Origin of the sequence: Pseudomonas syringae (assembly GCF_000737245.1) — a bacterium.
GTDB lineage: Bacteria > Pseudomonadota > Gammaproteobacteria > Pseudomonadales > Pseudomonadaceae > Aquipseudomonas > Aquipseudomonas syringae_J.
Map to the genome: position 1 here is coordinate 42,645 of NZ_JPQU01000018.1, position 24,352 is coordinate 66,996.

At 59.3% G+C, this 24,352-nt stretch carries 19 protein-coding genes; 12 read left to right on the forward strand and 7 right to left on the reverse strand.

The genetic code is table 11. From position 1 onward, the window contains the following. The first annotated feature begins 108 nt into the window (after positions 1-108). The 8 genes from IV01_RS21045 to IV01_RS21010 all read left to right on the forward strand — a co-directional run bounded on the left by IV01_RS21045 (position 109) and on the right by IV01_RS21010 (position 11,813). Positions 109-1,341, forward strand: a complete 1,233-nt coding sequence (locus IV01_RS21045) for an NRAMP family divalent metal transporter (protein WP_032626179.1) — start codon at positions 109-111, stop codon at positions 1,339-1,341. A 28-nt stretch (positions 1,342-1,369) separates the two neighbouring features. Further along, positions 1,370-2,140 (forward strand): LamB/YcsF family protein, encoded by a 771-nt coding sequence (locus tag IV01_RS21040; RefSeq protein ID WP_032626182.1) that lies wholly within the window; start codon positions 1,370-1,372, stop codon positions 2,138-2,140. Then, entirely contained in the window at positions 2,137-2,943 is an 807-nt protein-coding gene (locus IV01_RS21035) for a putative hydro-lyase (protein ID WP_032626184.1), read from the forward strand. The genes IV01_RS21040 and IV01_RS21035 overlap by 4 nt, the downstream gene beginning before the upstream one ends. A gap of 9 nt (positions 2,944-2,952) precedes the next feature. Continuing rightward, on the forward strand, positions 2,953-4,572 hold the full coding sequence (locus tag IV01_RS21030) for a 5-oxoprolinase/urea amidolyase family protein (RefSeq protein WP_032626186.1): 1,620 nt from the start codon (positions 2,953-2,955) through the stop codon (positions 4,570-4,572). After that, entirely contained in the window at positions 4,569-6,299 is a 1,731-nt protein-coding gene (locus IV01_RS21025; protein WP_032626189.1) for an acetyl/propionyl/methylcrotonyl-CoA carboxylase subunit alpha, read from the forward strand. The genes IV01_RS21030 and IV01_RS21025 overlap by 4 nt, the downstream gene beginning before the upstream one ends. Before the next feature lie 168 nt (positions 6,300-6,467). Next, on the forward strand, positions 6,468-7,709 hold the full coding sequence (locus IV01_RS21020; RefSeq protein WP_032626191.1) for an OprD family porin: 1,242 nt from the start codon (positions 6,468-6,470) through the stop codon (positions 7,707-7,709). A gap of 189 nt (positions 7,710-7,898) precedes the next feature. Then, positions 7,899-9,782: a methyl-accepting chemotaxis protein gene (locus IV01_RS21015; RefSeq protein WP_032626193.1), complete on the forward strand. Its 1,884-nt coding sequence runs from the start codon at positions 7,899-7,901 to the stop codon at positions 9,780-9,782. 465 nt (positions 9,783-10,247) lie between these two features. After that, positions 10,248-11,813 carry a methyl-accepting chemotaxis protein gene (locus tag IV01_RS21010; RefSeq protein WP_032626319.1) on the forward strand — a complete coding sequence of 522 codons (1,566 nt, stop codon included), beginning with the start codon at positions 10,248-10,250 and terminating at the stop codon, positions 11,811-11,813. Positions 11,814-11,948: 135 nt separating this feature from the next. Here IV01_RS21010 and IV01_RS21005 read toward each other — a convergent pair whose 3' ends face one another. The 7 genes from IV01_RS21005 to IV01_RS20980 form a co-directional block, all read right to left on the reverse strand. Continuing rightward, positions 11,949-12,908 carry a quinone oxidoreductase family protein gene (locus IV01_RS21005; RefSeq protein WP_032626195.1) on the reverse strand — a complete coding sequence of 320 codons (960 nt, stop codon included), beginning with the start codon at positions 12,906-12,908 and terminating at the stop codon, positions 11,949-11,951. Between the two features lie 30 nt (positions 12,909-12,938). Continuing rightward, on the reverse strand, positions 12,939-13,112 hold the full coding sequence (locus IV01_RS26150) for a DUF1427 family protein (RefSeq protein WP_080290211.1): 174 nt from the start codon (positions 13,110-13,112) through the stop codon (positions 12,939-12,941). 269 nt (positions 13,113-13,381) lie between these two features. Then, positions 13,382-14,149 carry an AraC family transcriptional regulator gene (locus tag IV01_RS21000; protein WP_032626322.1) on the reverse strand — a complete coding sequence of 256 codons (768 nt, stop codon included), beginning with the start codon at positions 14,147-14,149 and terminating at the stop codon, positions 13,382-13,384. A gap of 203 nt (positions 14,150-14,352) precedes the next feature. Further along, on the reverse strand, positions 14,353-15,633 hold the full coding sequence (locus IV01_RS20995; RefSeq protein ID WP_032626199.1) for an OprD family porin: 1,281 nt from the start codon (positions 15,631-15,633) through the stop codon (positions 14,353-14,355). A 249-nt stretch (positions 15,634-15,882) separates the two neighbouring features. Beyond that, a complete protein-coding gene (locus IV01_RS20990; RefSeq protein WP_032626201.1) occupies positions 15,883-16,083 on the reverse strand; it encodes a hypothetical protein in 201 nt (66 codons plus the stop codon). A 209-nt stretch (positions 16,084-16,292) separates the two neighbouring features. Beyond that, complete coding sequence (gene aguA, locus IV01_RS20985) at positions 16,293-17,399, reverse strand: agmatine deiminase (RefSeq protein ID WP_032626203.1); 1,107 nt, start codon at positions 17,397-17,399, stop codon at positions 16,293-16,295. A gap of 235 nt (positions 17,400-17,634) precedes the next feature. Continuing rightward, a complete protein-coding gene (locus tag IV01_RS20980) occupies positions 17,635-20,547 on the reverse strand; it encodes an aminotransferase (RefSeq protein ID WP_032626206.1) in 2,913 nt (970 codons plus the stop codon). Positions 20,548-20,943: 396 nt separating this feature from the next. On the opposite strand from IV01_RS20980, the gene rfbB reads away from it, so the two are divergent. Genes rfbB through rfbD form a run of 4 tightly spaced genes read left to right on the forward strand, consistent with a single transcriptional unit; the run spans position 20,944 to position 24,321 of the window. Then, positions 20,944-22,026, forward strand: a complete 1,083-nt coding sequence (rfbB, locus tag IV01_RS20975; RefSeq protein ID WP_032626208.1) for a dTDP-glucose 4,6-dehydratase — start codon at positions 20,944-20,946, stop codon at positions 22,024-22,026. Further along, positions 22,023-22,898 (forward strand): glucose-1-phosphate thymidylyltransferase RfbA, encoded by an 876-nt coding sequence (rfbA, locus tag IV01_RS20970; protein WP_032626210.1) that lies wholly within the window; start codon positions 22,023-22,025, stop codon positions 22,896-22,898. The genes rfbB and rfbA overlap by 4 nt, the downstream gene beginning before the upstream one ends. Next, positions 22,895-23,443: a dTDP-4-dehydrorhamnose 3,5-epimerase gene (gene rfbC / locus IV01_RS20965; RefSeq protein ID WP_032626213.1), complete on the forward strand. Its 549-nt coding sequence runs from the start codon at positions 22,895-22,897 to the stop codon at positions 23,441-23,443. Before rfbA ends, rfbC begins: the two co-directional genes overlap by 4 nt. Next, on the forward strand, positions 23,440-24,321 hold the full coding sequence (gene rfbD / locus IV01_RS20960; protein WP_032626214.1) for a dTDP-4-dehydrorhamnose reductase: 882 nt from the start codon (positions 23,440-23,442) through the stop codon (positions 24,319-24,321). The genes rfbC and rfbD overlap by 4 nt, the downstream gene beginning before the upstream one ends. The last annotated feature ends 31 nt before the right edge of the window (positions 24,322-24,352 follow it).

The following is a 24,352-nucleotide window of genomic DNA, read 5'->3' on the forward strand; positions in this document are numbered from 1 at the left end:
GGATTGTTCAACAATAATTCCTTTATACACCTACAGCTTAGGATCGATATTGGGATTCTGGCATGCACATTGCTCTATCGGTTTATCTCTCACCGTAGGAATGAAGCCGTGACAACGACCACTCTAGAGTTCACAAAGACGCGGCGGGCGTCTTTAGTAGCCGCCATCTTCATGATGGCAACCTCCGCTATCGGGCCCGGCTTCATTACTCAGACCGCTACGTTCACGGCGAAAATGGGTGCCGCATTTGCGTTCGGTATCCTGGCGTCGATCCTGATCGACTTCGTCGTGCAACTTAATATCTGGCGAATCGTCACCCTCACCCGCATGCGCGCCGCAGAACTGGCCAACAAAGCGATTCCTGGCAGCGGCTATGTGCTGGCAATACTGGTGATCTTCGGTGGTGTGGTGTTCAACGTCGGTAACATCGCCGGTGCCGGTCTAGGACTCAATGCGCTGATGGGCCTTGATCCCAAATGGGGTGGGGGCTTGAGTGCACTGCTGGCCATCGGGATATTCTCCTCGCACCGTGCCGGCCTCGCTGTTGACAAGCTGATCGTCTGGCTGGGCTTGTTGATGATTGGCCTGACGGTGTTCGTTGCCTTTGCGTCCAATCCGCCTCTGGGTCAAGCGCTGTACCAGACAGTGATGCCTGACCAGATTAACTTCGCCACCATCACAACCATCGTCGGCGGCACTGTCGGTGGCTACATCACCTACGCCGGGGCCCACCGTCTGCTAGACCGTGGCACAACCGGCGAAGAGAATCTTGAAGTCGTTACCAGAGCAGCCTTGAGTGGCATCCTGGTTACCGGCCTGATGCGTTACGTGCTGTTTCTGGCCATCCTCGGCGTGGTTGCCAGTGGTGTGGTTATCGACATTTCGGGTCAAGGCGCCAACCCTGCAGCACAAGCCTTCCAGGCTGCGGCCGGGCAGTTCGGTCTGCGCGCTTTTGGCTTGATTCTCTGGGCTGCCGCGATCACCAGCGTGATCGGCGCCGCTTACACGTCCATCTCTTTTATCTCGGTGTTCAAACCGAACATCACCGAACAGGGTCGTAACCGCGCCACCACGGTATTCATTGCCATATCGCTGCTGGTCTACATGCTCATGGGGACTGCGCCGTCCGCACTGCTGCTTTTCGCAGGTGGTTTCAACGGACTGGTCCTGCCCATCGGTCTGAGCCTCTTCATCTACGTGGGCTGGCGCCGGTCCGACATGATGGGCGGCTACCATTACCCGCGCTGGCTGCTGGTACTGGGGGCCCTGACCTGCCTGCTGACCTGGTACATGGCGATCAAATCCATTGGGCCGATTTTCGCCTTCCTCAATGTGGTCTGAGTTCGATAGAGGCCAAGGAGAACAAGAAATGCCAAACATAGATATCAACAGTGACCTGGGTGAAAGCTTCGGCGCCTGGAGCATGGGTGACGACGCAGCGATGCTCGATATCGTGACCAGCGCCAACGTCGCCTGCGGTTTCCACGCCGGTGACCCAGCCGGCATTCTGCGAACGGTGAAAGCCGCCGCAGCAAAGAACGTCGCGATTGGTGCACACGTGTCCTACCCGGACAAGGTTGGCTTTGGCCGCCGCAACATGGACGTGACCAGCGACGAGTTGACCGCCGACGTGATTTACCAGATCGGTTCGCTGCAAGGCCTGGCCAAGGCTGCGGGCACCTCGGTGCGCTACGTAAAGCCTCACGGCGCGCTGTACAACACCATCGCTCATGACCGCCGCCAAGCCTTGGCGGTGATCGAAGCCATTCGCGCCATCGATCCTACGCTGGTGTTGGTGGCACTGGCGGGCTCGCCCCTGATTGAGCTGGCTCGCAGCGAAGGTTTGCAGTGCATCGCCGAGGCCTTCGCGGATCGTGCGTACACGCCGCAAGGCACCCTGGTTTCCCGGCGTGAGCCGGGGGCCGTGCTGCATGATCCAGTGCTTGTGGCCCAGCGCATGTTGCGTCTGGTTCAGGACGGCACCATCGAAGCCATTGATGGCAGTCTGGTCAGAATCGAAGCCGATTCGATCTGTGTTCACGGTGACAGCCCGTCAGCGGTCGAGATGGCCCGCGAGCTGCGCCGCATTCTGGAACAAGCCGACGTCTCACTGCTGCCGTTCACTGGAGTTCGCCCATGAACGCCCTTGAGCGAGCACGCAAGGCGGCCATCGCCGCCGCCCATGAAGCACGCGCCTCCTACCGTGGCGGCCTGATCAGGCCCACGGCAGGTATCGCGCCGGGCATGACTCAGGCCAACCTGATTGCCTTGCCACGCGACTGGGCCTACGACTTCTTGCTCTATGCGCAGCGCAATCCCAAGGCCTGCCCGATCCTTGATGTCAGCGACGCCGGCAGCCCGACCACCATCCTTGCGGAAGGCGCGGACCTGCGTACCGACATCCCGCTGTATCGCATCTGGCGCGACGGCAAGCTGGTGGAAGAAGTCAGCGACGCGACCACAGCCTGGGCTGAACACGACGACATGGTCGCGTTTCTGATCGGTTGCAGCTTCACCTTTGAAACCGCGCTGCAAGAAGCGGGTATCGAAGTGCGACATATTACCGATGGCTGCAATGTGCCGATGTATCGCACCAACCGAGACTGCCGTCCTGCGGGTCGCTTGCATGGGGAAATGGTGGTTTCCATGCGTCCGATTCCGGCTGATCGCGTAGCCGAAGCCAGCGGTATCTCCGGGCGCTATCCCTCGGTGCATGGTGCTCCGGTCCATGTCGGCGAGCCTGGGCGACTGGGTATCGCGGATTTGAGCCGCCCCGACTTCGGCGACGCCGTCACCATCAAGCCCGGCGAAGTGCCGGTGTTCTGGGCCTGCGGTGTCACGCCTCAGGCTGCGGTCATGGCATCGGGTGTGCCGTTCGCTATCACCCATTCGCCTGGCCATATGTTCATCACTGACGTGCCTGACAGCACTTACCACGTCTAGGAGCTCCCTGTGCGTTTTCTACCGGTCAACCTGGACGTCCTGCTCGTCGAATTGAAAGATCTGGACGAGACCCTCGCCTTGTTCGACGCGCTGACGGCCGAGCCCATTGCGGGTGTGGAGGAAATCATTCCTGCCGCACGCACACTGATGATCCAGTTCCGCCCCAGTGCCATCGAGCGTCAGGCGCTGGTCAACCTTATCGCCGGCCGGGACCTCAGCCAGCGCCGCGAAGGCGAACACCGTCGGGTGGAAATCCCGGTGCATTACAACGGCGAAGACCTCGATGAAGTCGCCACCCTGCTGGGCATCAGCCGTGCCGAGGTGATACAGCGTCATACGGCTCACGACTACAGCGTGGCGTTCTGCGGTTTCGCGCCAGGCTTCGCGTACCTGACTGGCGGCGCTGGCTTCCAGGTGCCTCGGCGGCAGACACCGCGCACGCGTATCCCGGCGGGTGCCGTGGCGTTGGCGGGCGACTTCAGCGGCGTTTATCCCAAAGCCAGCCCCGGTGGCTGGCAGATCATCGGCGTCACGCCATTGCAGATGTGGGACCTGAACCGCGCCGAGCCTGCCCTGCTGCGCCCTGGCTACAAAGTCCGCTTCACCGACGCCGGTCCGCTGCCAGCCAGCGGTTTGCCCGCGCCTTCGACGCCAGCAAACTCTGACGCCCCAAGCGGGACGTATCTGGAAATCACTAGCCCCGGCTTGCACAGCGTATTGCAGGACATGGGTCGCCCCGGCCAGACAGGTCAAGGCGTATCCCGCTCCGGCGCGCTGGACCTTGGCGCGCTGCGTTCGGCCAACCGTGCCGTTGGCAACCCTTCGGACATGGCCTGCGTGGAATCGGTGCTCGGCGGCTTGAGCTTCATTTGCCATGGCCGTGCAGTGATCGCCATCACTGGAGCGCAAACCCCGGTCACCATCACCAACGCCAGCGGCCTGCAATGGCCTGCCAGCAACTACCAGCCCATCGAGCTGGAAGCGGGCGACCGCGTCAGCCTGGGTTCACCCAAGGCCGGGCTACGCAGCTATCTGGCGATCCGTGGCGGCTTTGACGTCACGCCGGTGCTGGGCAGCCTGTCCACCGACACCCTGGCACAGCTCGGGCCTGAAGCGCTCGCGGCGGGCGATCGACTGGGTTTCACCGCTCCTGTTACCGGCACCAGCGTATCCCTGAACGAAGCCCCTGCCTTTGAGCTGCCGACCACCGACAACATTGTCACCCTCGATGTGGTCATGGGGCCGCGCAGCGACTGGTTCACCGAAGATGCCATCCAGCGTCTGAGCAGCCAGTTGTGGCGCGTCACCTCACAGTCCAACCGGGTCGGTATTCGCCTGGCCGGTGATACACCGCTTGAGCGCAGCAATCATCAGGAGTTGCCCAGCGAAGGCACCTCCGTTGGCGCGATCCAGGTTCCGGCGAGCGGCCAACCCGTGCTGTTCCTGGCCGACCATCCCTTGACCGGTGGTTATCCGGTGATTGGCTCAGTGGCCAGCCACCATTTGGATCTGGCCGGGCAAATACCCGTCAATGCGCAGATTCGCTTCAACCCGCTGGATGCATTCAAAGAAATGCAGCCCAGCACAGAAGCCTCTTTTTCAACTGCCGATGCGAAGAACAATTCATGAAAAAATTATTGATCGCCAACCGTGGTGAAATCGCCGTCCGCATCGCTCGCGCTTGCCGCGACTACGGTGTGCAGTCGGTCGCCGTCTATGCCGACGCGGACATTGACGCACTGCACGTGCGCCATGCCGACGAAGCTTATTCCCTGAACGGCCAACGCCCTGCCGAAACCTACCTGGATATCGAGAAGCTGCTCGCTGTCGCCAAACGCAGCGGTGCCGACGCAGTCCATCCAGGCTACGGCTTTCTGTCTGAGCGGGCCGATTTCGCCCGGGCGGTGATCAACGCGGGGCTGATCTGGGTCGGTCCGAACCCGGAAACCATCGACGTGCTGGGCGACAAGGTTGAAGCCCGCAAGCTGGCTCACCTGGTCGGCGCACCCTTGGTAGCTGGCACTCCTGGCCCGGTCGAAAGCGCAGCCGAAGTGCTGGCCTTTGCTGAGCAATACGGGCTGCCGATTGCCATCAAGGCCGCGTTCGGCGGTGGTGGTCGCGGCATGAAAGTCGCTTGGCGCATGGATGAAGTGACCGAAATGTTCGCCTCTGCCGTGCGCGAAGCCGAAGCGGCTTTCGGTCGTGGCGAATGTTTCGTCGAGCAATTCCTCGACCGTCCACGCCACATCGAAGCGCAGATCCTCGCTGACAAACATGGCAAGGTCGTCGTTGTTGGCACCCGAGACTGCTCCTTGCAGCGTCGTAATCAGAAGCTGGTGGAAGAAGCGCCTGCGCCGTTTATCAATGAGGAACAGCGCGCGCGCATTCACCAGTCTGCCCAGGATATTTGCGCCAAGGCTGGCTATGTCGGCGCGGGCACGGTGGAGTTCCTGCTCAGCCAGGACGGCACCCTGTCGTTCCTTGAGGTCAACACGCGCTTGCAAGTCGAGCACCCGGTGACCGAGGAAACCACCGGTGTCGATCTGGTCATTGAGCAATTGCGCATTGCCGATGGCTTCCCGCTGTCGTTCAGCGAAACGCCGACACCCCGCGGCCACAGTTTCGAATTTCGTATCAACGCCGAAGACGCAGGCAAAGGCTTCCTGCCGACGCCGGGGCAAATCACCGAGTTCCTGCCGCCATCGGGTCCGGGTGTGCGCCTGGACAGTGGTGTGGTCAGCGGCTCCAGCGTGCCGAGCACCTTCGACTCGATGATGGCCAAGCTGATCGTCACCGGCGCGACCCGGGAACAGGCGATCACCCGCGCCCGCCGTGCGCTGGCTGAATTCAAAATTGAAGGCATCGCCTCGGTGCTACCGTTCCATCGGGCCGTCATGGACCATGACGACTTCACCGGCGCTGATCGCTTCGCCGTGCACACGCGCTGGATCGAAACCGACTTCGCCGAACAGGTCACCATCGCGCCACGCAATGCGTTGTCGGCTGACCCTGACGTGCTGCGCACCTTCATCGAGATCGACGGCAAGCGCCACGAACTGGGCCTGCCTGCCGCGCTGTTGCGCGGTGTCGCCGTCAGTGCCCCTGGCAGCGCGAGCGAAAGCGCGGCCCCGGCAGCCGAAGCTGATGCAAAAGCAGTACTGACGCCATTGGCGGGCAACCTGCACACATGGCTGGTCGAAGATGGCGAATCGGTCACTGCAGGCCAACCCATCGCCGTGGTGGAAGCGATGAAAATGGAAACATCGATTCTCGCGCCTTGTGCTGGCAGCGTGCAGATCGGCAAACAGGCGGGTGCTTACTTCGACGCAGGGTCTGTTATCGGTCGCATTGAATAACTTAGTTGTTTAGTTAAACGCTTTTCTTTTTTGCAGACAGTACGCGCAACGGGGTAATTACCCCGTTGCCGCGTGCTGCCCGTCGAAAGCCGTAGATGAAACAGTGCACATAAAATAACGATAAAACTCAATCATAAAAATCTGCCGTTATCTGGAGCGTAAAAAAGCATGTCGATCAACAAAGCTTTTGCATGGGTAAGTACTTGCACGTTGGTTTTTCCTTTAACGGCATCGGCAGATTTTCTTGCCGATAGCAAAGCCAGTGTGGAACTGCGCAACTTCTACTTCAATCGTGACTTCCGTAATGGCGCACCCACGGCCCAACGGGATAACGCCGCCGAGTGGGCGCAGGGCGCCTTGTTGCGTCTGGAGTCGGGTTACACCGCAGGCACAGTAGGCTTTGGCCTCGATGCGGTCGGCATGATGGGCGTCAAGCTTGACGGCGGCGATGGCTCCGGTGGCACCGGCCTGCTGCCCGCAGATCTCAGCTCGAAGAACGGCCGCGGTTCGCAGGACGAATACTCCAAGCTTGAGCTGACCGCGAAGGCAAAAATCTCGGAAACCGTTCTGAAAGTCGGCTCACTGGCCTTCCGTACGCCAGTGGTGTCGAGCAACGACACACGCCTGCTGCCCGCCACTTTTGAAGGTGCCATGCTGACCTCCAGGGACATCGACAAGCTGGTCCTGCAAGGCGGCAAGCTGCAACAGATCAAGTACAACAGCTCCTCTGATTATCAGGACTTCGGCGGCAACCGTGTCGGTGGCGTCAGTGACGATTTTCGCTTCGCCGGCGGTACGTACAACTTCACCAAGTCCCTCAGCACCAGTCTTTACTACGGCAATCTGGAAAACGTCTATCAGCAATACTTCGGCGGCGTTGTCTACGAGATCCCTCTGGCAGATAAACAATCGCTGAAATTCGACCTGCGCTATTCCAAGAGCACCGAGGAAGGCAACTTCCGCAACCTTGATAACCGCGCCGCCAACGGCATGGTCTCCTACACCCTGGGCTCCAACGTGTTCAGCGCGGCCTATCAGCAAATGAGCGGTGATGATCCGTTCCCCTACATCGCCAACAGCGACCCTTATCTGGTCAACTTCGTCCAGATCAATGACTTTGCCAACATCCAGGAAAAATCCTGGCAGGTGCGTTACGACTATAACTTCGCCGCCCTGGGTATTCCGGGCCTGACGTTCATGAGCCGTTATGTGAACGGCGACAATGTTTTGGTCGCAGGCAGCAACTCCGGTAAAGAGTGGGAACGCAACACGGATATCGGTTATGTCATCCAGAGCGGTTCGTTGAAAAACCTTGGCTTGAAAATCCGCAATGCGACAGTCCGATCCAACTTCGGTAATGACCTGGATGAAACGCGTCTGATCCTGAGTTATACATTGGCCTTGTGGTAACAGCGTTGCCCTTCGCCAATCAATAGCCAGTTCACACTTAGCGGTACCTCTGATCAATCAATCCGACTTGCTCAAGCGAACCCTCACGCTCGTCAATAATAAATCCCGGGGCGGCTCATCCGTGCCCCGGGGATTTATCGGCAGCCGCTTCGATACCTGGTTTACCGATCCATTCCCGGAGAATGAGCGATGAAAAATCTCAAGTTCAGTCAGAAGATATTGTTGATCGCCGCACTAGTGATCATGACGGTGTTTTGCGCTTTTACGGTATTCAATGATTTTCGTCTTCGTGATGACAACGCACAAAAACTGGAACAAAACACCCGCTCGCTGGCGGCATCCATGGCCCACGACATCCAAAGCTGGCTCGACGGCCGACTGATTCTGCTCAAGAGCATTGCCGAGCTGATAGGCCAGGAGCCCAGCGCGCAAAACACCCTCGCCCGATTACAAAACAAGGTCCTGAACGAGCAGTTCATCGGTGCCTACGTAGGCACTCGTGAGGGTGCCTTTCAAATCTTCCCCCCGCGAGATATGCCTCCCGACTACGACGCCCGGCAGCGGCAATGGTACAAGGACGCCATCGCCAACGGCACCGCGATGACCGAGCCCTACGTTGGCGCGGGTATCGATTACCGGATCATCACTCAGGCCGCGGCCATCCCCTCCGGGCAACAGGCATTCGGCGTTCTAGGCGCGAATCTGAACATCGAAACGATTTCCCGGACGCTCAACGCTCAGGCCTTTGATGGCAGCGGTTACGCCTTTCTGGTGAGCAAGGCGGGCAAGATTCTGGTGCATCCCGACAAGGCCATGATCGGCAAAACCCTTGGTGAGCTGTTTCCGGGCAGCGCCTTGGCCCTCACTGACAGTATGGTGGAAGCCGTCTCGGCCGACGGAGCGAAGTTCACCCTGTTCTCACCAGTCAAAGGCCTGCCATCGCAGGATTGGTTCATCGGTATCGTCCTGGACAAACAAGCGGCACTGGCCAGCGTTTCCGCGTTCCGCAATTCGGCGATCATCGCTACCGTTGTAGCGGGCCTGATCACCTTGCTGCTGCTCGGGTTGCTGATTCGTGTGCTAATGCGGCCGCTGCATGTGATTGGCCACGCCATGGAAGATATCGCTCAAGGCGATGGTGATTTGACGCGCAGACTGGCGATTCTCTCGAACGATGAGTTCGGGCGACTGGCGACCAGCTTCAATCGCTTCGGTGACCGGATTCACGCCTCGATCACCGAAGTGTCCTCGACCACCCACGCATTGGGCGAGGCCACGCGACGGGTGTTGTCAGCGTCCAATTCCTCCGTGGAAAAATCCGAGCATCAGTCGGGCTATACGACCAGCGTTGCGGCCGCGATCGAACAGCTGGGCGCAGCGGCGCAGGAGATCGCGTCAAGTGCTTCGGCGGCATCCAAAGGCGCTTCGAACGCCCGTTCGCAAATCGACTCGACCTGCGGCTTGGTTGAAAACACCGTGACCGCCATGAATCGCTTGCAGGAAAACATCGAGCTGACCCGCTCACAGATCGAAGAACTCAACATCAAAAGCTCCAATATCGGCAAGGTTCTTGAAGTCATTTCGACTATTTCCGGCAAGACCAACCTGCTGGCCTTGAACGCGGCCATCGAAGCGGCCAGAGCTGGGGAGGCCGGGCGCGGATTTGCCGTGGTAGCGGACGAAGTCAGAAGCCTGGCCCACCACACGCAAAACGCGACCGAGGAGATCCGCGCCGTCATTGAGGCGCTACAGACTGGTGCCACCCAGGCCGCTCAAACCATGCTGCAAAGTCATGAAATCGGCAGTCAAAGTGTCCAGGTGGCAACCCAGGCCGGCGCCAGCCTGCTGAGCGTGGTGTCGAGCATCAGTGAAATGGATGAGATGTGCCTGACAGTCGCAGCCGCCACTGAAGAGCAAACTACCGCCGTCGGCCAGCTGACGAGAGATGTGCACGAGATAAGCCAGTTGAACCGCCACACCACCGACAACCTCAGCGCAACGCTCAAGGCCTGCGGTGAACTGGACTCGGAAGCCGCGCGGCTAAGGGGGGTTGTGGACACGTTTAAGTTGTGAGGGCGCGACGCAAAAACAGTCCTTCAGGAGCTCACGAGCAACGCGAGACAGCGATAACGGTTTGCCTGACACACCGCCACCGCGGCCTCGCGTTGCTCGTGCGCTACAGACTTAGCGTTTCGATTCCGACGGGTTTAACCACCTATCACCTCCCCCTCCAGAACCCCGCCTCGCAGCCGATACGCAGGCATCCACGGTTAATTCTCGTGACCGCAACGAAACCTCAAGGGACATTTGATAAGCGCACAGCGCTATCTATACTCCCCCCATCATTTGAGTGTGTTTGCTGCTGTGCACAGCAGCTATCCGATTAAATGGCCTATCTGAAGTCACTATGGGGCATTCCTGGCAAATCCACCAAACTACCGTTTTTAAAGGATTTAATCCTTAACCCGCATATACCCAAGGCCGAAACCATTCATTACGAGTGGGTTTCACGGCGCCTGCAATAACTTCATATGGATGCTGAAGATGGCCAAGCACATCACTCAAACAGAACAAACCTTCCCCGTTGAACAACGCTTGATTTCAGCGACAGATACCAAAGGCAAAATCACTTATTGCAACGAGGAATTCGCCAAAATCAGCGGCTTTTCCCAGGCAGAGCTGATCGGTAGTCCGCACAATCTGGTGCGCCATCCAGATATGCCGGCAGCGGTCTTCGGCCTGATGTGGAGCTACCTGAAGGCTGGCAAAAGCTGGATGGGCATCGTCAAGAACCGTTGCAAGAACGGCGATTACTACTGGGTAAGCGCCTACGTCACCCCGATCCTCGAAGACGGTCGCCTGGTGGGTTTTGAGTCGGTAAGGGTCAAGCCTACTCGTGAGCAGGTTGCCCGGGCTGAGGCGCTTTATGCCAGGCTGCGTGCCGGCCAGAAAGCCGTGACGGCCTCGCGTCATGTAGGGGCGTTTTTGAGCATGATGGCGGTCCCCGCTATCGCGGCGATTCTGGGTGTCGGGGTCAATGTGTTGTTCCCCGGCCTGGTTGCGCAGGTGGCGACCGCCGTCTTGTTCCTGGCGCTGGGAGGCTGGGCTTATGCGCGCTTCGAGCAGCAATTGGGGAGCATCATCCGCAGTGCGCCGGGAGCTTTCACCGATCCGGTCAGTGCCCTGACTTACAGTGACGCTTATGGCACCAACGCACGCCTGGAGATGATTCTGATCAGTGAAGACGCGCGCCTCAGAACCGCACTGACACGTTTGAGCGACCTTGCCGCGCAGGTATCCGAAGCTGCCGGGCATTCATCTCATCTGTCCACGCAGAGTGAGCATGCCTTGCTGGAGCAGCGCGCCGAGACCGACCTGACCGCAGCCGCCATGACGGAAATGGCCGCATCGATCAACGAAGTCGCCAAGCATGTGCAGTACACCGCTACCGAAGCGAACACCGCCAACGAACTGGCCGAACAGGGCAGTAAAGTGGCTGGCAGCTCACGTGATGCGATTCAGCGGCTCGCGGGGACGGTCACCAATATCAGCAATGCAGTGGATAACCTGGCCAATGAAACCCAGCAGATCATGTCGGCTGCGGGCGTGATTCAGGCGATTGCTGACCAGACCAATCTGCTGGCACTCAACGCCGCCATCGAGGCAGCCAGGGCGGGCGAGCAAGGCCGTGGTTTTGCCGTTGTGGCGGATGAAGTGCGCGCTTTGGCGGGCAAGACCCGGGAATCCACCCAGCAGATTCAGGCGGTGATCGAGTCGCTGAAAAAAGGCGCCGATGAAGCGGTGAGCATTGCGAAGCTGGGCATCAGCGAAGCCGACAAAGGTGTGGCTCAGGTGATCGAAGCCCAGGATGCGCTGCAGGGCATTCGTGAGGCCATCGCACGCATCAGCAGCATGGGCCACCAGATGGCGACCGCATCCGAAGAGCAGGCGCACGTTGCCGAAGACATCTCGCGGCAGATCAATAACGTCGCGGCAACTTTCGACAAGTCGGCCAGCAACGCCAATGCCGCCGTGGCACGAGGCGCGGAGCTTGAAACCACGTCGCGCGGCTTGCGGGCATTGGTGGAGCGGTTTAATCGGTAACCCAATGCTCGCGCGACCTTGTGGGAGCGAGCTTGCTCGCGAAGAGGCAGGTACATCCGGCACATTTATGGAACCGGAAATATCGCCTTCGCAAGCAAGCTTGCTCCCACGGATCCTGTGTCGTTTTCTGGTACCTCACGGCAACAGAATAATCTTCTCGCTCGCACCCTGATTCACTTCGGCGTACCGCGCCAGACCTTCACTGAGGGGCGACTCGCGCAGGCCGGTGGGCAGCGGCAAAGTGCCCTGGTCGAAATATCGGCCGAACTGGTCGAGCATTTTTGCGCACGCCTGGCAGTCGTAGAGCAGCGAGTTGATGCCCACCACCGAGCCGCCCTTGCGGTACAGCGCCAGTGACGGCAATTGCACATGGCCGTCTACCGGAGCGGCGATGATCGCGATACGCCCGAAGGTTGCCAACGCTGGGACTGCCGCCGGTAGCCAGAAGCCGGTGGTATCGAAGATGACGTCGGCACCGCCTTTGTAGAACTCATTCACTTGAGCGGCCAGATCTTCCGGCGCATTCAGCAGAACACCCTCGAAACCTTGAGCTTTCAGAGCCTGCAGCTGCTCAGGTCGGCGCACCGCACCGACTACCTGCGCGCCGAGAATCTTGCCCAGTGCCAGCGCGGCACTGCCCACAGCGCCGTTGGCCCCGATCACCAACAAGCGGGTTTCAGCATCGACGCCGCTACGCTGCAACGCATCCCAGGCGGTGGTGTAAGGCACCCCCAAGCTGGCGGCCTGACTGAAGCTCAAGGCCTTGGGTTTCAGCGCTACGCCCTTGGCCGGCAAGGTCAAAAATTGTGCGTGAGAACCGTCGCGAAAAAAGCCAGGCTCTTTGCCGGTGCCCCAGACTTCCTGGCCTAACAGATCCTGCGGCCCTTCGATGACCACGCCAGCGAAATCCCGACCCGGCACACGAGGCAACGTGGTGTAAGGGAAACGCCCGAGGACGTTTTTCACGTCGCTAGGATTCAAGCCAGCGGCTCTGACCTCGATCAGCACCTCGCCCTGAGCAGGAACCGGTGTTGGCAGCTCAACGTATTGCAGGGCGGCGAGGTCGCCGGTTTTGGAGAATTGCAGTGCGTTCATTAGAGGCTCCAAGAGGTGCGATTGGATGAATCAGGAAAACCAGGTGGCAAACAACTGTCTGCCCATTGGCCATATTTTTTCTCCCAGCAGCATGCCGGTGAGACCGACCAGCGCCACGGCAGGTGGCGCTGGCGAACGGAAATCAAGGGCGCCGTACAGCAGGCCGACGGCGATACCGATAACAATGGAAATGAGGTAGCTCATGGCGAACACCGGGCAGAAACATTGGATGCACGCAGTTTAGTGGCCGCCGATGAGGGCCATCGGCCAAGGACTTCAGGATATCGGCCAGTCTTGGCTATCATGGCTGCCGATTATTCAAAATCTGAAGTGCCTGCCAGAACGCAAAATCCGTGGGAGCGAATTCATTCGCGAAGGCGACGGTTGAGCCAATGCAAATCCGTCGTCCGGAATAACGCCTTCGCGGATGAATCCGCTCCCACAGAAATTGCATTCGCCCTACAGAATGGGCCTCAAACCACTGGATACTGCGACGGCGCGACGCCCAGTTCGCGGCGGAACATGTCGGTGAAGCTGCTCGGCGAATAGCCCAGTGAACGGGCGATGGTGCTCACCGGCACGCCTTGAATCAGCTCGGCGACGGCAGTGGCCAGTTGCACTTGTCTGCGCCATTCGGCGAAGCCCATGCCCAAGGCACTCTGAAACAGACGCGCCAGGGTGCGAACACTGGCTCCGGCGTTCTCGGCATGCTGCTCAAAAGGAATCGTCAGCGATGGATCGCCCATGACGGCCTGACAGAGGTTGAGCAGGCGGCGGTCGGAATGATCAGGCATGGGAATCTTCAGGATCGAACGTTTGGCGCGCTGTAACTCCAGAAGCGCCAGGCTGACCAGTGCGTCGTAATAGGCCGACTCCTGATCCCCGGCGTGCTCGACCAGCCCAAGTATCAACTGACGCAACAGTTGCCCCACCTCAAACACCTGCACGGTTTTTTCCAGAGTCGCAGCGATGGCGGGACGCAGGTAGATATTGCGCATTTCAAGATCAGTCACGACGCGGATGCCGTGCACAACGCCCGGTGGCAGCCAGACCGCCCGCTGCGGCGGCACGACCAGTGCCTCGAAAGGCGTCTCGACCCACATCACCCCGGAGGTGGCGTACAGCACCTGCCCCCAGACGTGTTCATGAGGCTCGATAAAACGCCCACGCGGATAGGTCCGCGCCAGCGGTTGCACGGGCACATCGGTGTCGGAAAGGTCGGGAGGTGCAGCGAGGGCCATGAAGCGTGACCGGATCAGCTGAAGGTGAGGCACATAGTAGCCTGACCTGAAGGATCGTAGCAGCGTACAGCCGTGGGACCGGCTTCAGCCGGGAAGGCGGCATTCCAGCCGATAAACATGGACTGGATGTACCGGCCACTTCCCGGCTAAAGCCGGTCCCACGTCGTCAGTAGAGGGGGCGTTGAGCACGCCCCCCACAATCATCAGAAAACGTTGATCGGGTAATCGACGAAGATGCGGGTTTCGTTGCCATCGCCGTTGTAGTTGCTGGCGTTGTCGGAAACACGCAGGAACGAGTTGCGCAGACGGATCGACAAGTCTTTTGCCGGGCCGCTCTGAACCACGTAGGTCAGCTGGCTGAAGATTTCACGCTCTTCGCCACGACCACGGTTAGTGCCGTCGTCGATGTTGTCGCCGCGCACGTACGCCGTCTTGTAGCTCAGACCTGGCAGCACCAGACCAGACAGGTCGACGCCGTAGGCTGCTTGCCACGAGCGCTCGTCTTTACCGTTGAAGTCGGACCAGTACGAGTTAGCCAGGTAGATGGTGTTGCCGCCATCACCAAAGCCACCGGCGTTACGATAACCGCCGTAGTTGTAGCCGGTTTCGCCAGTGCTGCGCTGGTGGGCCAGGGTGAAGGAGTGGATACCCACTGCCCAGGTCGCCGCCAGGCTCCAGATCTTGTTGTCGCGCTCGCCGGCCGCTGCTGCGTCCGAGTAGTTCTTGTCCAGCTTGGTGTTGTAGCCGTTGAAGTCGAACGTCAGCGACTGGTCAGGCTGCAGGCCAAAAACGTAGTTCAGGTTCAGGTATTGCTTCTTGAACACGTCTTCGTTGTTGGAGGCGTAGAACGCAGCAGTGAACGCGTCGCTGAACTTGTAGCTTGCGCCATACACGTCGATGCGTTTCAGCTCGCCGCTGTCACGACCTTCAGCGCTCTTGCGAGCCTCTTGGGTGAAGCGGCCAGCAACCACTTCCAGACCGTCGATCTCTTTGGAAGTAATCATGGTGCCAGTGAAGCTTTCCGGCAGCAGGCGCGAGTTGTCGTAGCTCAGCACCGGCAGCGCAGGCATCTGGTCGCCGTACTTGATCACGGTGTTCGAAATGCGGGCCTTTACAGCACCGCCGACACGGGACAGGTCATCAGCAGCCGCGCCACTGTCGCCTTGCTTGAAGAAGTCGATGCCGCCAGCGCCGCTGCGGCCTTTGCCGCCATCCAGACGAACGCCGTACAGGCCGAACGCATCAACGCCCACGCCTACAGTGCCCTGGGTGAAACCCGATGCGAAGTTGGCCATGAAGGCTTGGCCCCACTCGGCCTTGTCTTCGTTGCCATTTTTGTAATCACGGTTGATATAGGCATTGCGTAGCGCGAGGTTCAGGTGGCTGTCTTCAACAAAACCTTTGGAGTCTGCCTGGCTGTCTGCCATGACTTGACCAGCACTGATAAGGGCCAGTGCAAGCAAACTGATGCGTGGCTTAAGCATTTCTTGTCGTCCTTTTCTGCGGATTAATCACGCGCTGTGGCGACAACCCTGAGGCTGTCTGAGGCTTCCGATAGACCCATATTCGGAGGCCCAGCACGAATCATCGCAGTGGACTACTGATGCACGTACATGGCGCAAGGCCACAGGCGGAGGGCGCAAATCCTATCCGCCGGTCCTGAACGTGTCAATTTAGAGAAAACTTTCTGAACACATTGCTGTCATGCATCAACGTTTTGACCAAGTGAGCGGTCAGTCCTTGAGCACCGCCAACAGTGCCTCGAGTTCAGCCTCGTTGAGCAGCCCAGCCGGGTAACGCTGCAGTAACATTTTGCGTACATCCGGCCGCTTGGGACCGGCAACTCTGGTCGTCCGTAACCAGTCCGCCATCATCTGGCGCGCTTCGCTACTAGCAGACAAAACACGAGCATAACGCTCTGTACCTGCGTTCATAGGGACAACCTCTGAAGTCATGAGGGGCTTAATTTACGGTCGTTTTATGACAGATGAGCTAAACGGGAAATGATTGAGCCAAAACAGTCGACCTGCCCAAGAGGCACGACTCAGGAAACGCTCTCCCATAAAAAAGCTCATCACTTGGATGAGCTTATGACAGCAAGAACGAGACCAACTTTGTAACGAGTGCGTACATCGTCCTGCAATCAGGCGCGATGAGGTGCTGGCTGCTGCTGAGTCAGGCAGTGAATGTTGCCTCCGCCGAGCAGCAACTCGCGGCCCGGCACCATGACTACTTCATGCTCCGGGAAGAGTTGTTGCAGGATTTCACGAGCAGTTTCGTCCAATGGATCGTCAAAACTCGGGGCGATGATGCCGCCGTTGACGATCAGGAAGTTCACGTAAGAACCTGCCAGACGCACCGATGGGTTGCGCTCCTGACTGCCGTGCACCTGATCGACGCCCGCGCACTCTTCGGCAGTGGCGAACAATGGGCCAGGGATTGGCATCTTGTGGACGATGAATGCACGGCCTTTGGCATCCTTGGTGTTTTCCAAAATACTCAGAGCCGCCTGGCAACGTGGGTAGTTGGGGTCTTTGGGATCATCGGTCCAGGCCAGCAACACTTCGCCAGGACGCACGTAGCAGCAGAAGTTATCCACATGCCCGTCGGTTTCGTCGTTGAACAAACCATCCGGCAGCCAGACGATTTTATCCACAGCCAGATTGGCGCTGAGTACAGCCTCGATCTCCTCGCGCGACAGGTGCGGGTTGCGGTTACGATTGAGCAGGCATTCTTCGGTGGTGATGAGCGTGCCTTCGCCGTCGACGTGGATCGAGCCGCCTTCGAGCACGAACCCTTCGGTCTGGTAGCGCGGGCAGCGTTCGATTTCCAGGATCTTGCTCGCCACTTGAGAATCGAGGTTCCACGGGGCATACAGGCCGCCATCGAAACCACCCCAAGCGTTGAAGTCCCAATCGACACCACGCACTTCGCCGCTGTCGTTGATTACAAACGTCGGGCCGGTATCACGCACCCAGGCGTCATCGTTACTGATTTCTACCACTCGAATGTTCGGCACATCCAGACGCGCGCGAGCGTTGTCGTATTGCGCGGCAGAAACGGCAACCGTTACCGGCTCGAAACGCGCAATGGCCTTGGCCACGGCAACGTGAGCGCTTTGCACCGGCTTACCCCCCAGACGCCAGTTGTCCGGGCGCTCAGGCCAGACCATCCAGGTTTGAGTCTGCGCGGCCCACTCGGCAGGCATGTGAAAACCATCGGCGCGTGGGGTGCTTTTGAGTGTGGTCATGGCAATCAGGACTCCGTCGAGAGGCAAACAAGGGCGACTTTATAGCGGATAAAAATCGGTAATTAAAGCTAATAGGTATTCTGAAAAAGGTTAATCCGACGATAAAAACAGATATTAATCTGAAATCAAGTCCCGTAGGAGCGCGCTTGCCCGCGATGACATTGGCACAGGCGACAAGGATGCCGGCTCTGAAATAGCATCGCGGGCAAGCGCGCTCCTACAAAGAGTTCGTAGATCACTCCAACTCAGCCAACACCTTCGACACACTATCCACAAAGAAGTCCACGCTCTGCCGGGTGGTGCACATCGGGGGTTTGATTTTGAGGATGTTCAGGTAGTCGCCGGTGGGCTGCATGAAGATGCTCAAGTCCCGCAGGCGATCACACAGGTAAGCGGTTTCTTCGGTGGCGGGTTCGAGGGTCTGGCGATTGCGCACAAGCTCAACGCCCAGATAAAAGCCCATGCCATGCACCGCGCCCACCAGTGGGTGCAGGTCGATCAACCCTTGCAGCCGCGCCTTGAAGTGGTCGCCGACGACAACGGCGTTTTCCCGGAGCTGTTCTTCCTCCATCACATCCAGAACCGCCATGCCGATCCGGCAACTGACCGGGCTGCCACCTGCGGATGAGAAGAAATAACCCTCGGCTTCCAGCGCCTCGGCTATTTCACGTCGAGTAATCACGGCACCCAATGGATGACCATTACCCATGCCCTTGGCCATGGTGATGATGTCCGGCACCACGCCTTGCTCTTCGAAGCCCCAGAAGTAATGGCCCAAACGGCCGTAACCCACCTGAACCTCGTCGGCGATGCACACGCCGCCCTGTGCCCTTACCTTCTGATAAACCTGTTGCAAATAGCCCGGCGGCAGGGAAATCCCGCCGGCGTTGCCGTACACCGGCTCGCAGATGAACCCCGCAACCTGCCGCTGCTGCCCGGCCAACTGCTCAAGCACCTGTTCGACGCTACGCACGTACTGCGGTGCGCTGTCTGCGCCGCGGAACTCGCCTCGATACGTATTGGGCGCGGTCACCGGATGCACCCAATCCGGGCGGGTACTCAGCGCTTGCGGGTTGTCGGCGATGGACGTGGAGATCGCATCGGTGGCTACCGACCAGCCGTGATAAGCCTCCAGCACGCTGAGCATGTCGCGTCCGCCGCTGTAGGCCCACGCCAGACGGATCGCCAGATCGTTGGCTTCGGTGCCGCTGTTGACCAGAAACACCCGGTCGAAGCCCTCGGGTGCCAGCTTGAGCAGTCGCTCTGAAAACTCGGCGATGACTGCGTAATGAAAACGCGAGTTGGTGTTGAGCAACGACCATTGCCGCCCGGCTTCTGCGGCCATGCGCGGATGGCCGTGGCCGAGCACCGCGACGTTGTTGAGCATGTCCAGATAGGAACGGCCCTGCATGTCGATCAAGTGATTGCGCCAGCCGCGTTCGATTTGCGGCGGAGCCTGGTAGTAGTGCTTCTGCGAGCGGGCGAAACTGGCATCGCGTCGCGCCAACAGCTGGCTGGCGTCTGGCAACTCTGGCGCATCGCAATCAAAACCCAGCAATGCAGCAGGTGAAGGGCAAAGCTGGCGCCACGCAGCAGCCCAGGACGCAGTGACGAACAGCGGCGGGCTCAGGTCCGGCACCGAACACAGTTGCAGCACCAGCGAACCCGAACCCTGTCCGATCACCTCGCCCGCCGCCACGCTCGCACCGGGGGTCAGTTCCAGCGCAGCGCCCCACAACCGCAGGCTCATCTGCGCGCCGACCAACAACAAGGCAGCATCGGCCGTGAGCCGCAACACACCGTCAAAAGGCGCATGCAGCGGGGTTTGCGTGCCGAGGTATAACTCCACGTGCAGAGCGCAGGTTGGCGGCTCTTTGGCGCTGTCGATCAAGGTTCTCGACAGTCGATATTCGCCATACCGGCTCGCTGCCTGCCCCGTCTCGCGTGCCGCCTGTTTGAGAAGCTGCTCATCTATGCCGCTGTGCTGCCAGTTACCCGCGACGAAATGCTCGCTGAGCACACCCAGATCAACTTGTCGGAACTCCCGCCCGGCCAGACTGGGCAGCAACGAGTTCCAGGTGGGCGTTTCAGCTGGAGCCGCCTGCATCCCCACCGAAGCGAGAATCGCTGCCTCCATCAAGGCAATCGCCACCGAGGTCGCGACGTCGAAGATGCCCCACTCACTCTCTATATTGGCCTGGATATAAGCGTTGCCAGGCTCAACCGCCGCCTGCTGCTCGCTGCTCAGGACCAGCACCGCCGAGCGCGCGATGATCAGCGGCCACAGCGCCTGCAATTCTTCGAGCCGCAACGGATTGAGGGCGTGGTAAGCGCGAATCGCCGGGAGGATGTACAACGGATCGCCTTCGGCGTGGTGCAGCAATGCCGCACAGGTCACCGACAGATCGGCCACCCGCCAGGTGTTCACCAGATCGCCGAAATCGATCAAGCCCTGCAATTGCCAATGCAACTTCTCGTCCCGCGACCAGACCACGTTGTACTCAGTGATATCCAGGTGCACGGTCTGCATCGGCAGCGCCGGGATCAACGGCAGCAACCGGCGCTGCGCCTGCTCGGCAGCCTCGGCCAGGCAGGCGCGTTCGTCTTCGTTGTCGATGACCGGCAGCAGATGCCTGATCAGCGCATGAGCATGGCGCGGGTCCCATTGCAGAACGCGCTCCAGGCCCGGATGCTCGAAAGCGGCCAGCGAGCGGTCAACCTGGGCGCACAGCTCGCCCAACTCCACCACCACATGCAGCGGTAAATGACTCAAGTGGCTCAACGCCTGACCGTCGATAAACTCCAGCAACCGCACATGGACGAGGTTACCGGCCAGCTCGACCGTCAGCAGTTGCTCGCCGCCGTGGGTGCTGATCACCTCAGGCACCCTGACGTCGGAATGGCGCGGCAGATGCCCTAAAGCCCCATGCTGGGCGTCGAGTTCGAGGGGCGAATAATCGCCATGGCAGATTTTCAGCACATACCGCCGCGCGCCTGTATCCACCAGGAAATTGCGATCCTGCTGGCTGCCCAGTTCTTTGAGCGTGCCACTCAAGCCGTAATGCTGCGCCAGCAGTTGCAGGGCCTGTTCGGCGCTGACTTCGGGACAGGGCAAACTGGAGCGGCGGATTAACGTGGCGAGCGGCATGCAACATCCTCGATCTTGTTTTTGAATCTGGCGTGGGTTCTTCCTGGGCTCACTATAGGAGATCCCTCTTGTCCAGACGACCCGTTACATAGAACCCTGTAGGAGCGCGCTTGCCCGCGATGCAGTCGACGCGGTCTGCCTGCCACACCGCGTCTTCGTTCATCGCGGGCAAGCGCGCTCCTACAGAAGTGAGACCATGTGTAATGGGAACGCCACTGTCGGCCGCCAATCTGAGTGACCACAAGTTGTACGCCGGTTTAATGACGGCCAGACTGCCCCCGCATCGATTTTTTTCATGGCAGCAGACCCGGTCTTCAGTGATGCTGCTTGCGCCTGCTCGTTCACACCCACAAGCTATGCTCTTACGTCTACGCCAATAAGGAAGAAGGCTCACTCATGCGAATACTTGTCACTGGCGGCGCTGGCTTCATCGGCTCGGCGTTGATCCGTCACCTGATACAGAACACCGATCATGAAGTGCTTAATTTCGACAAGCTCACTTATGCCGGCAATCTGGAGTCACTGGCCAGCATTGCGACCGATACCCGGTATGAATTTGTCCAGGCTGATATCTGTGACCAGAGCCAGGTCAGCGCAACGCTTGCCCGGTTCCAGCCCCAGGCAATCATGCACCTGGCGGCTGAATCCCATGTCGACCGCTCGATTGATGGGCCCTCCGAGTTCATCCAGACCAACATCGTCGGCACCTATAGCCTGCTGGAGGCCACTCGCGGCTATTGGCTGACGCTGCCGGAAGCCGAGCGCACAACGTTCCGTTTCCACCATATCTCCACCGACGAAGTGTATGGCGACCTGCACGGCGTCGATGACCTGTTCACCGAAACCACCCCTTATGCGCCAAGCTCACCCTATTCAGCCAGCAAGGCGGCGTCCGATCACTTGGTCCGTGCCTGGCAGCGCACCTACGGTTTGCCAGTGGTGGTCACCAACTGTTCGAACAACTACGGGCCGTTTCATTTCCCGGAAAAGCTGATCCCGTTAGTGATCCTCAATGCCCTCAAGGGCAAGCCGCTGCCGGTGTATGGCAATGGCCTGCAAGTGCGCGACTGGCTGTTTGTCGAGGACCACGCCCGGGCGTTGCTCAAAGTGGTGACCGAGGGCGCAGTAGGCGAAACCTACAATATTGGCGGGCATAACGAGCAGAAGAACATCGATGTGGTGCGCGGTATCTGCGCCCTGCTCGAAGAACTGGCCCCGCAGAAACCCGCTGGCGTGGAGCATTACGCCGACCTGATCACCTTCGTAGTGGACAGGCCCGGACATGATCAGCGCTACGCCATTGATGCAGGCAAAATCGAACGCGAACTGGGCTGGACACCTGAAGAGACCTTCCAGTCAGGTCTGCGCAAGACCGTGCAGTGGTACCTGGACAATCAGGACTGGTGCCAGCACGTACAGGACGGCAGTTATCAAGGCCAACGACTTGGCTTCACCGACCATAAGGATCTGATCGCATGACCAAAGGAATTGTCCTCGCCGGGGGTTCCGGCACCCGCCTGCACCCGATCACCCTGGGCGTCTCCAAGCAACTGCTGCCCATTTACGACAAGCCGATGATCTACTACCCGATTTCGGTGCTGATGCTGGCGGGCATTCAGGAGATCTTGATCATTTCCACGCCTCAGGACCTGCCCCAGTACCGCAACCTGTTGGGAGACGGCAGTCAGTTTGGCGTGAATTTCCACTACGCCGAGCAACCCAAACCCGACGGCCTGGCCCAGGCATTTCTGATTGGTGAGGAGTTCATCGGTGATGATTCGGTTTGTCTGATTCTGGGGGATAACATCTTTCATGGTCAGCACTTCGGCGAACAGTTGAAAACCGCTACATCCCACACCAGCGGCGCAACGGTGTTCGGCTATTGGGTCAAGGACCCGGAGCGCTTCGGGGTCATCGATTTCGACGAACAGGGCCGCGCGCTTTCCATCGAAGAAAAGCCCAAGCAGCCTAAGTCCAGCTATGCCGTCACAGGTTTGTATTTTTACGACAACGAAGTGATCAGGATCGCCAAGGACGTCAAACCATCCCCTCGTGGCGAGCTGGAAATCACCGACGTCAACAATGCCTACCTGTTGCGCGGCGACCTGCGCGTCGAGCGCTTCGGCCGTGGTTTTGCCTGGCTCGACACCGGCACCCACGACAGCCTGCTGGATGCCTCGCAATACGTGCAGACCATCGAACATCGTCAGGGCCTGAAAGTCGCGTGCCTTGAAGAGATCGCCTACCAGAACGAATGGATCAACCGCGAGCAGTTACTTGAGCGCGCGCAATACTTCGGCAAGACTGGCTACGGCCAGTACCTCTACAAGCTTGCAGGTGAAAAACCGTGAATGTCATCCCATGCGAAATCCCCGAAGTACTCATTCTTGAACCACGTGTCTTTGGCGATGAGCGGGGGTTTTTCTATGAGAGCTTCAACGCCAAAGCCTTTGGCGATGCAACCGGGATGCGCGATCTGAAGTTCGTGCAGGATAACCACTCCAAGTCCGCCAAGGGCGTGCTGCGTGGTTTGCATTATCAGATTCAAAACGCCCAGGGCAAACTGGTGCGCGTGACCGCTGGCGAAGTGCTGGACATCGCGGTGGATATCCGCCGCAGTTCGCCCACTTTCGGGCGCTGGGTGGGCGTCAAATTGTCCGCCGAGAATTTCCGCCAGCTCTGGGTACCACCGGGTTTCGCCCATGGTTTCGTGGTGCTCAGCGACTACGCCGAATTCCTGTACAAGACCACTGATTACTACACCCCCGCCGCAGAACGCTGCATTCGCTGGGATGACCCCGATCTGGCCATCGACTGGGAGCTTGATGCTGCGCCCCAGATGTCGGCCAAGGATCAGAACGGTACCGCACTTAAGGAGGCAGACCTGTTCCCATGAGCAAACCACTGAAAATCCTGATCATCGGTCAGCACGGGCAAGTCTCTCAGGCGTTGCAGAAAAACCTGGCGGATCTGGGCGAGCTGATCGTGCTGGGCCGCGACAAGCTGGACCTGAGCGATCACCTGGCAGACTACGATCAGATTCAGGATTTGAAGCCGGACCTGATTATCAACGCGGCAGCCTACACCGCTGTGGATCAGGCCGAGACCGAGCAAAAGACCGCGCTGTCGGTCAACGCTATTGCCGCTGGCATGCTGGCCGATCAGGCGCTGGAATTGGGCATTCCGTTGATCCATTACTCGACCGATTATGTTTTCGACGGCAGCAAGAGCACGCCTTGGGACGAGCAGGACATACCGGCGCCCCTGGGTGTCTACGGCGCCAGCAAATGGGCGGGCGAGCAGGCCATCGAGTATGTCGGCGGCCAGTTTCTGATCCTGCGCACCAGCTGGGTGTATTCCACCACCGGGCGTAATTTCCTGCTGACCATGCAGCGTCTGCTGCAAGAACGCGACGAATTGAATGTGGTGTCCGATCAGATCGGCGCACCCACCTGGGCTGGCGCCATCGCCCAGAGCACGCGCCAGTTGATCGAGCGCTGGCGTGACGGCCAGCCCGGCGCCTGGGGCACTTATCACCTGACCGCCAGCGGCGAAACCTCATGGTTCGGTTTCGCCGAGGCCATTGGTGAGCAACTGGTCAAACAGGGCAAGAAGTGCGCAAAGCTCAATGCCATCCCGTCCAGCGCTTACCCGACACCCGCCGCCCGCCCACTCAACTCGCGCCTGGATTGCACTCTGCTGCAACGCGAATGGGGAGTGAAGCAAACTGACTGGCACAGCGCTTTACTGGAGTGCATGGCTGAGCAGGGTTAGTATCTGCGTTACCGGGGCCTACCCCATCGCG

What these genes read in the sequence shown, in the direction of transcription:
- rfbB (WP_032626208.1), top strand. Translation starts at nt 20,944, where the DNA reads ATGCGAATACTTGTCACTGGCGGCGCTGGCTTCATCGGCTCGGCGTTG.
- rfbD (WP_032626214.1), top strand. Translation starts at nt 23,440, where the DNA reads ATGAGCAAACCACTGAAAATCCTGATCATCGGTCAGCACGGGCAAGTC.
- IV01_RS21000 (WP_032626322.1), bottom strand. Translation starts at nt 14,149, where the DNA reads ATGGCCCTCGCTGCACCTCCCGACCTTTCCGACACCGATGTGCCCGTG.
- IV01_RS20995 (WP_032626199.1), bottom strand. Translation starts at nt 15,633, where the DNA reads ATGCTTAAGCCACGCATCAGTTTGCTTGCACTGGCCCTTATCAGTGCT.
- rfbA (WP_032626210.1), top strand. Translation starts at nt 22,023, where the DNA reads ATGACCAAAGGAATTGTCCTCGCCGGGGGTTCCGGCACCCGCCTGCAC.
- IV01_RS21025 (WP_032626189.1), top strand. Translation starts at nt 4,569, where the DNA reads ATGAAAAAATTATTGATCGCCAACCGTGGTGAAATCGCCGTCCGCATC.
- IV01_RS21020 (WP_032626191.1), top strand. Translation starts at nt 6,468, where the DNA reads ATGTCGATCAACAAAGCTTTTGCATGGGTAAGTACTTGCACGTTGGTT.
- IV01_RS21040 (WP_032626182.1), top strand. Translation starts at nt 1,370, where the DNA reads ATGCCAAACATAGATATCAACAGTGACCTGGGTGAAAGCTTCGGCGCC.
- IV01_RS21015 (WP_032626193.1), top strand. Translation starts at nt 7,899, where the DNA reads ATGAAAAATCTCAAGTTCAGTCAGAAGATATTGTTGATCGCCGCACTA.
- IV01_RS21035 (WP_032626184.1), top strand. Translation starts at nt 2,137, where the DNA reads ATGAACGCCCTTGAGCGAGCACGCAAGGCGGCCATCGCCGCCGCCCAT.
- IV01_RS20980 (WP_032626206.1), bottom strand. Translation starts at nt 20,547, where the DNA reads ATGCCGCTCGCCACGTTAATCCGCCGCTCCAGTTTGCCCTGTCCCGAA.
- IV01_RS21005 (WP_032626195.1), bottom strand. Translation starts at nt 12,908, where the DNA reads ATGAACGCACTGCAATTCTCCAAAACCGGCGACCTCGCCGCCCTGCAA.
- IV01_RS26150 (WP_080290211.1), bottom strand. Translation starts at nt 13,112, where the DNA reads ATGAGCTACCTCATTTCCATTGTTATCGGTATCGCCGTCGGCCTGCTG.
- aguA (WP_032626203.1), bottom strand. Translation starts at nt 17,399, where the DNA reads ATGACCACACTCAAAAGCACCCCACGCGCCGATGGTTTTCACATGCCT.
- IV01_RS20990 (WP_032626201.1), bottom strand. Translation starts at nt 16,083, where the DNA reads ATGAACGCAGGTACAGAGCGTTATGCTCGTGTTTTGTCTGCTAGTAGC.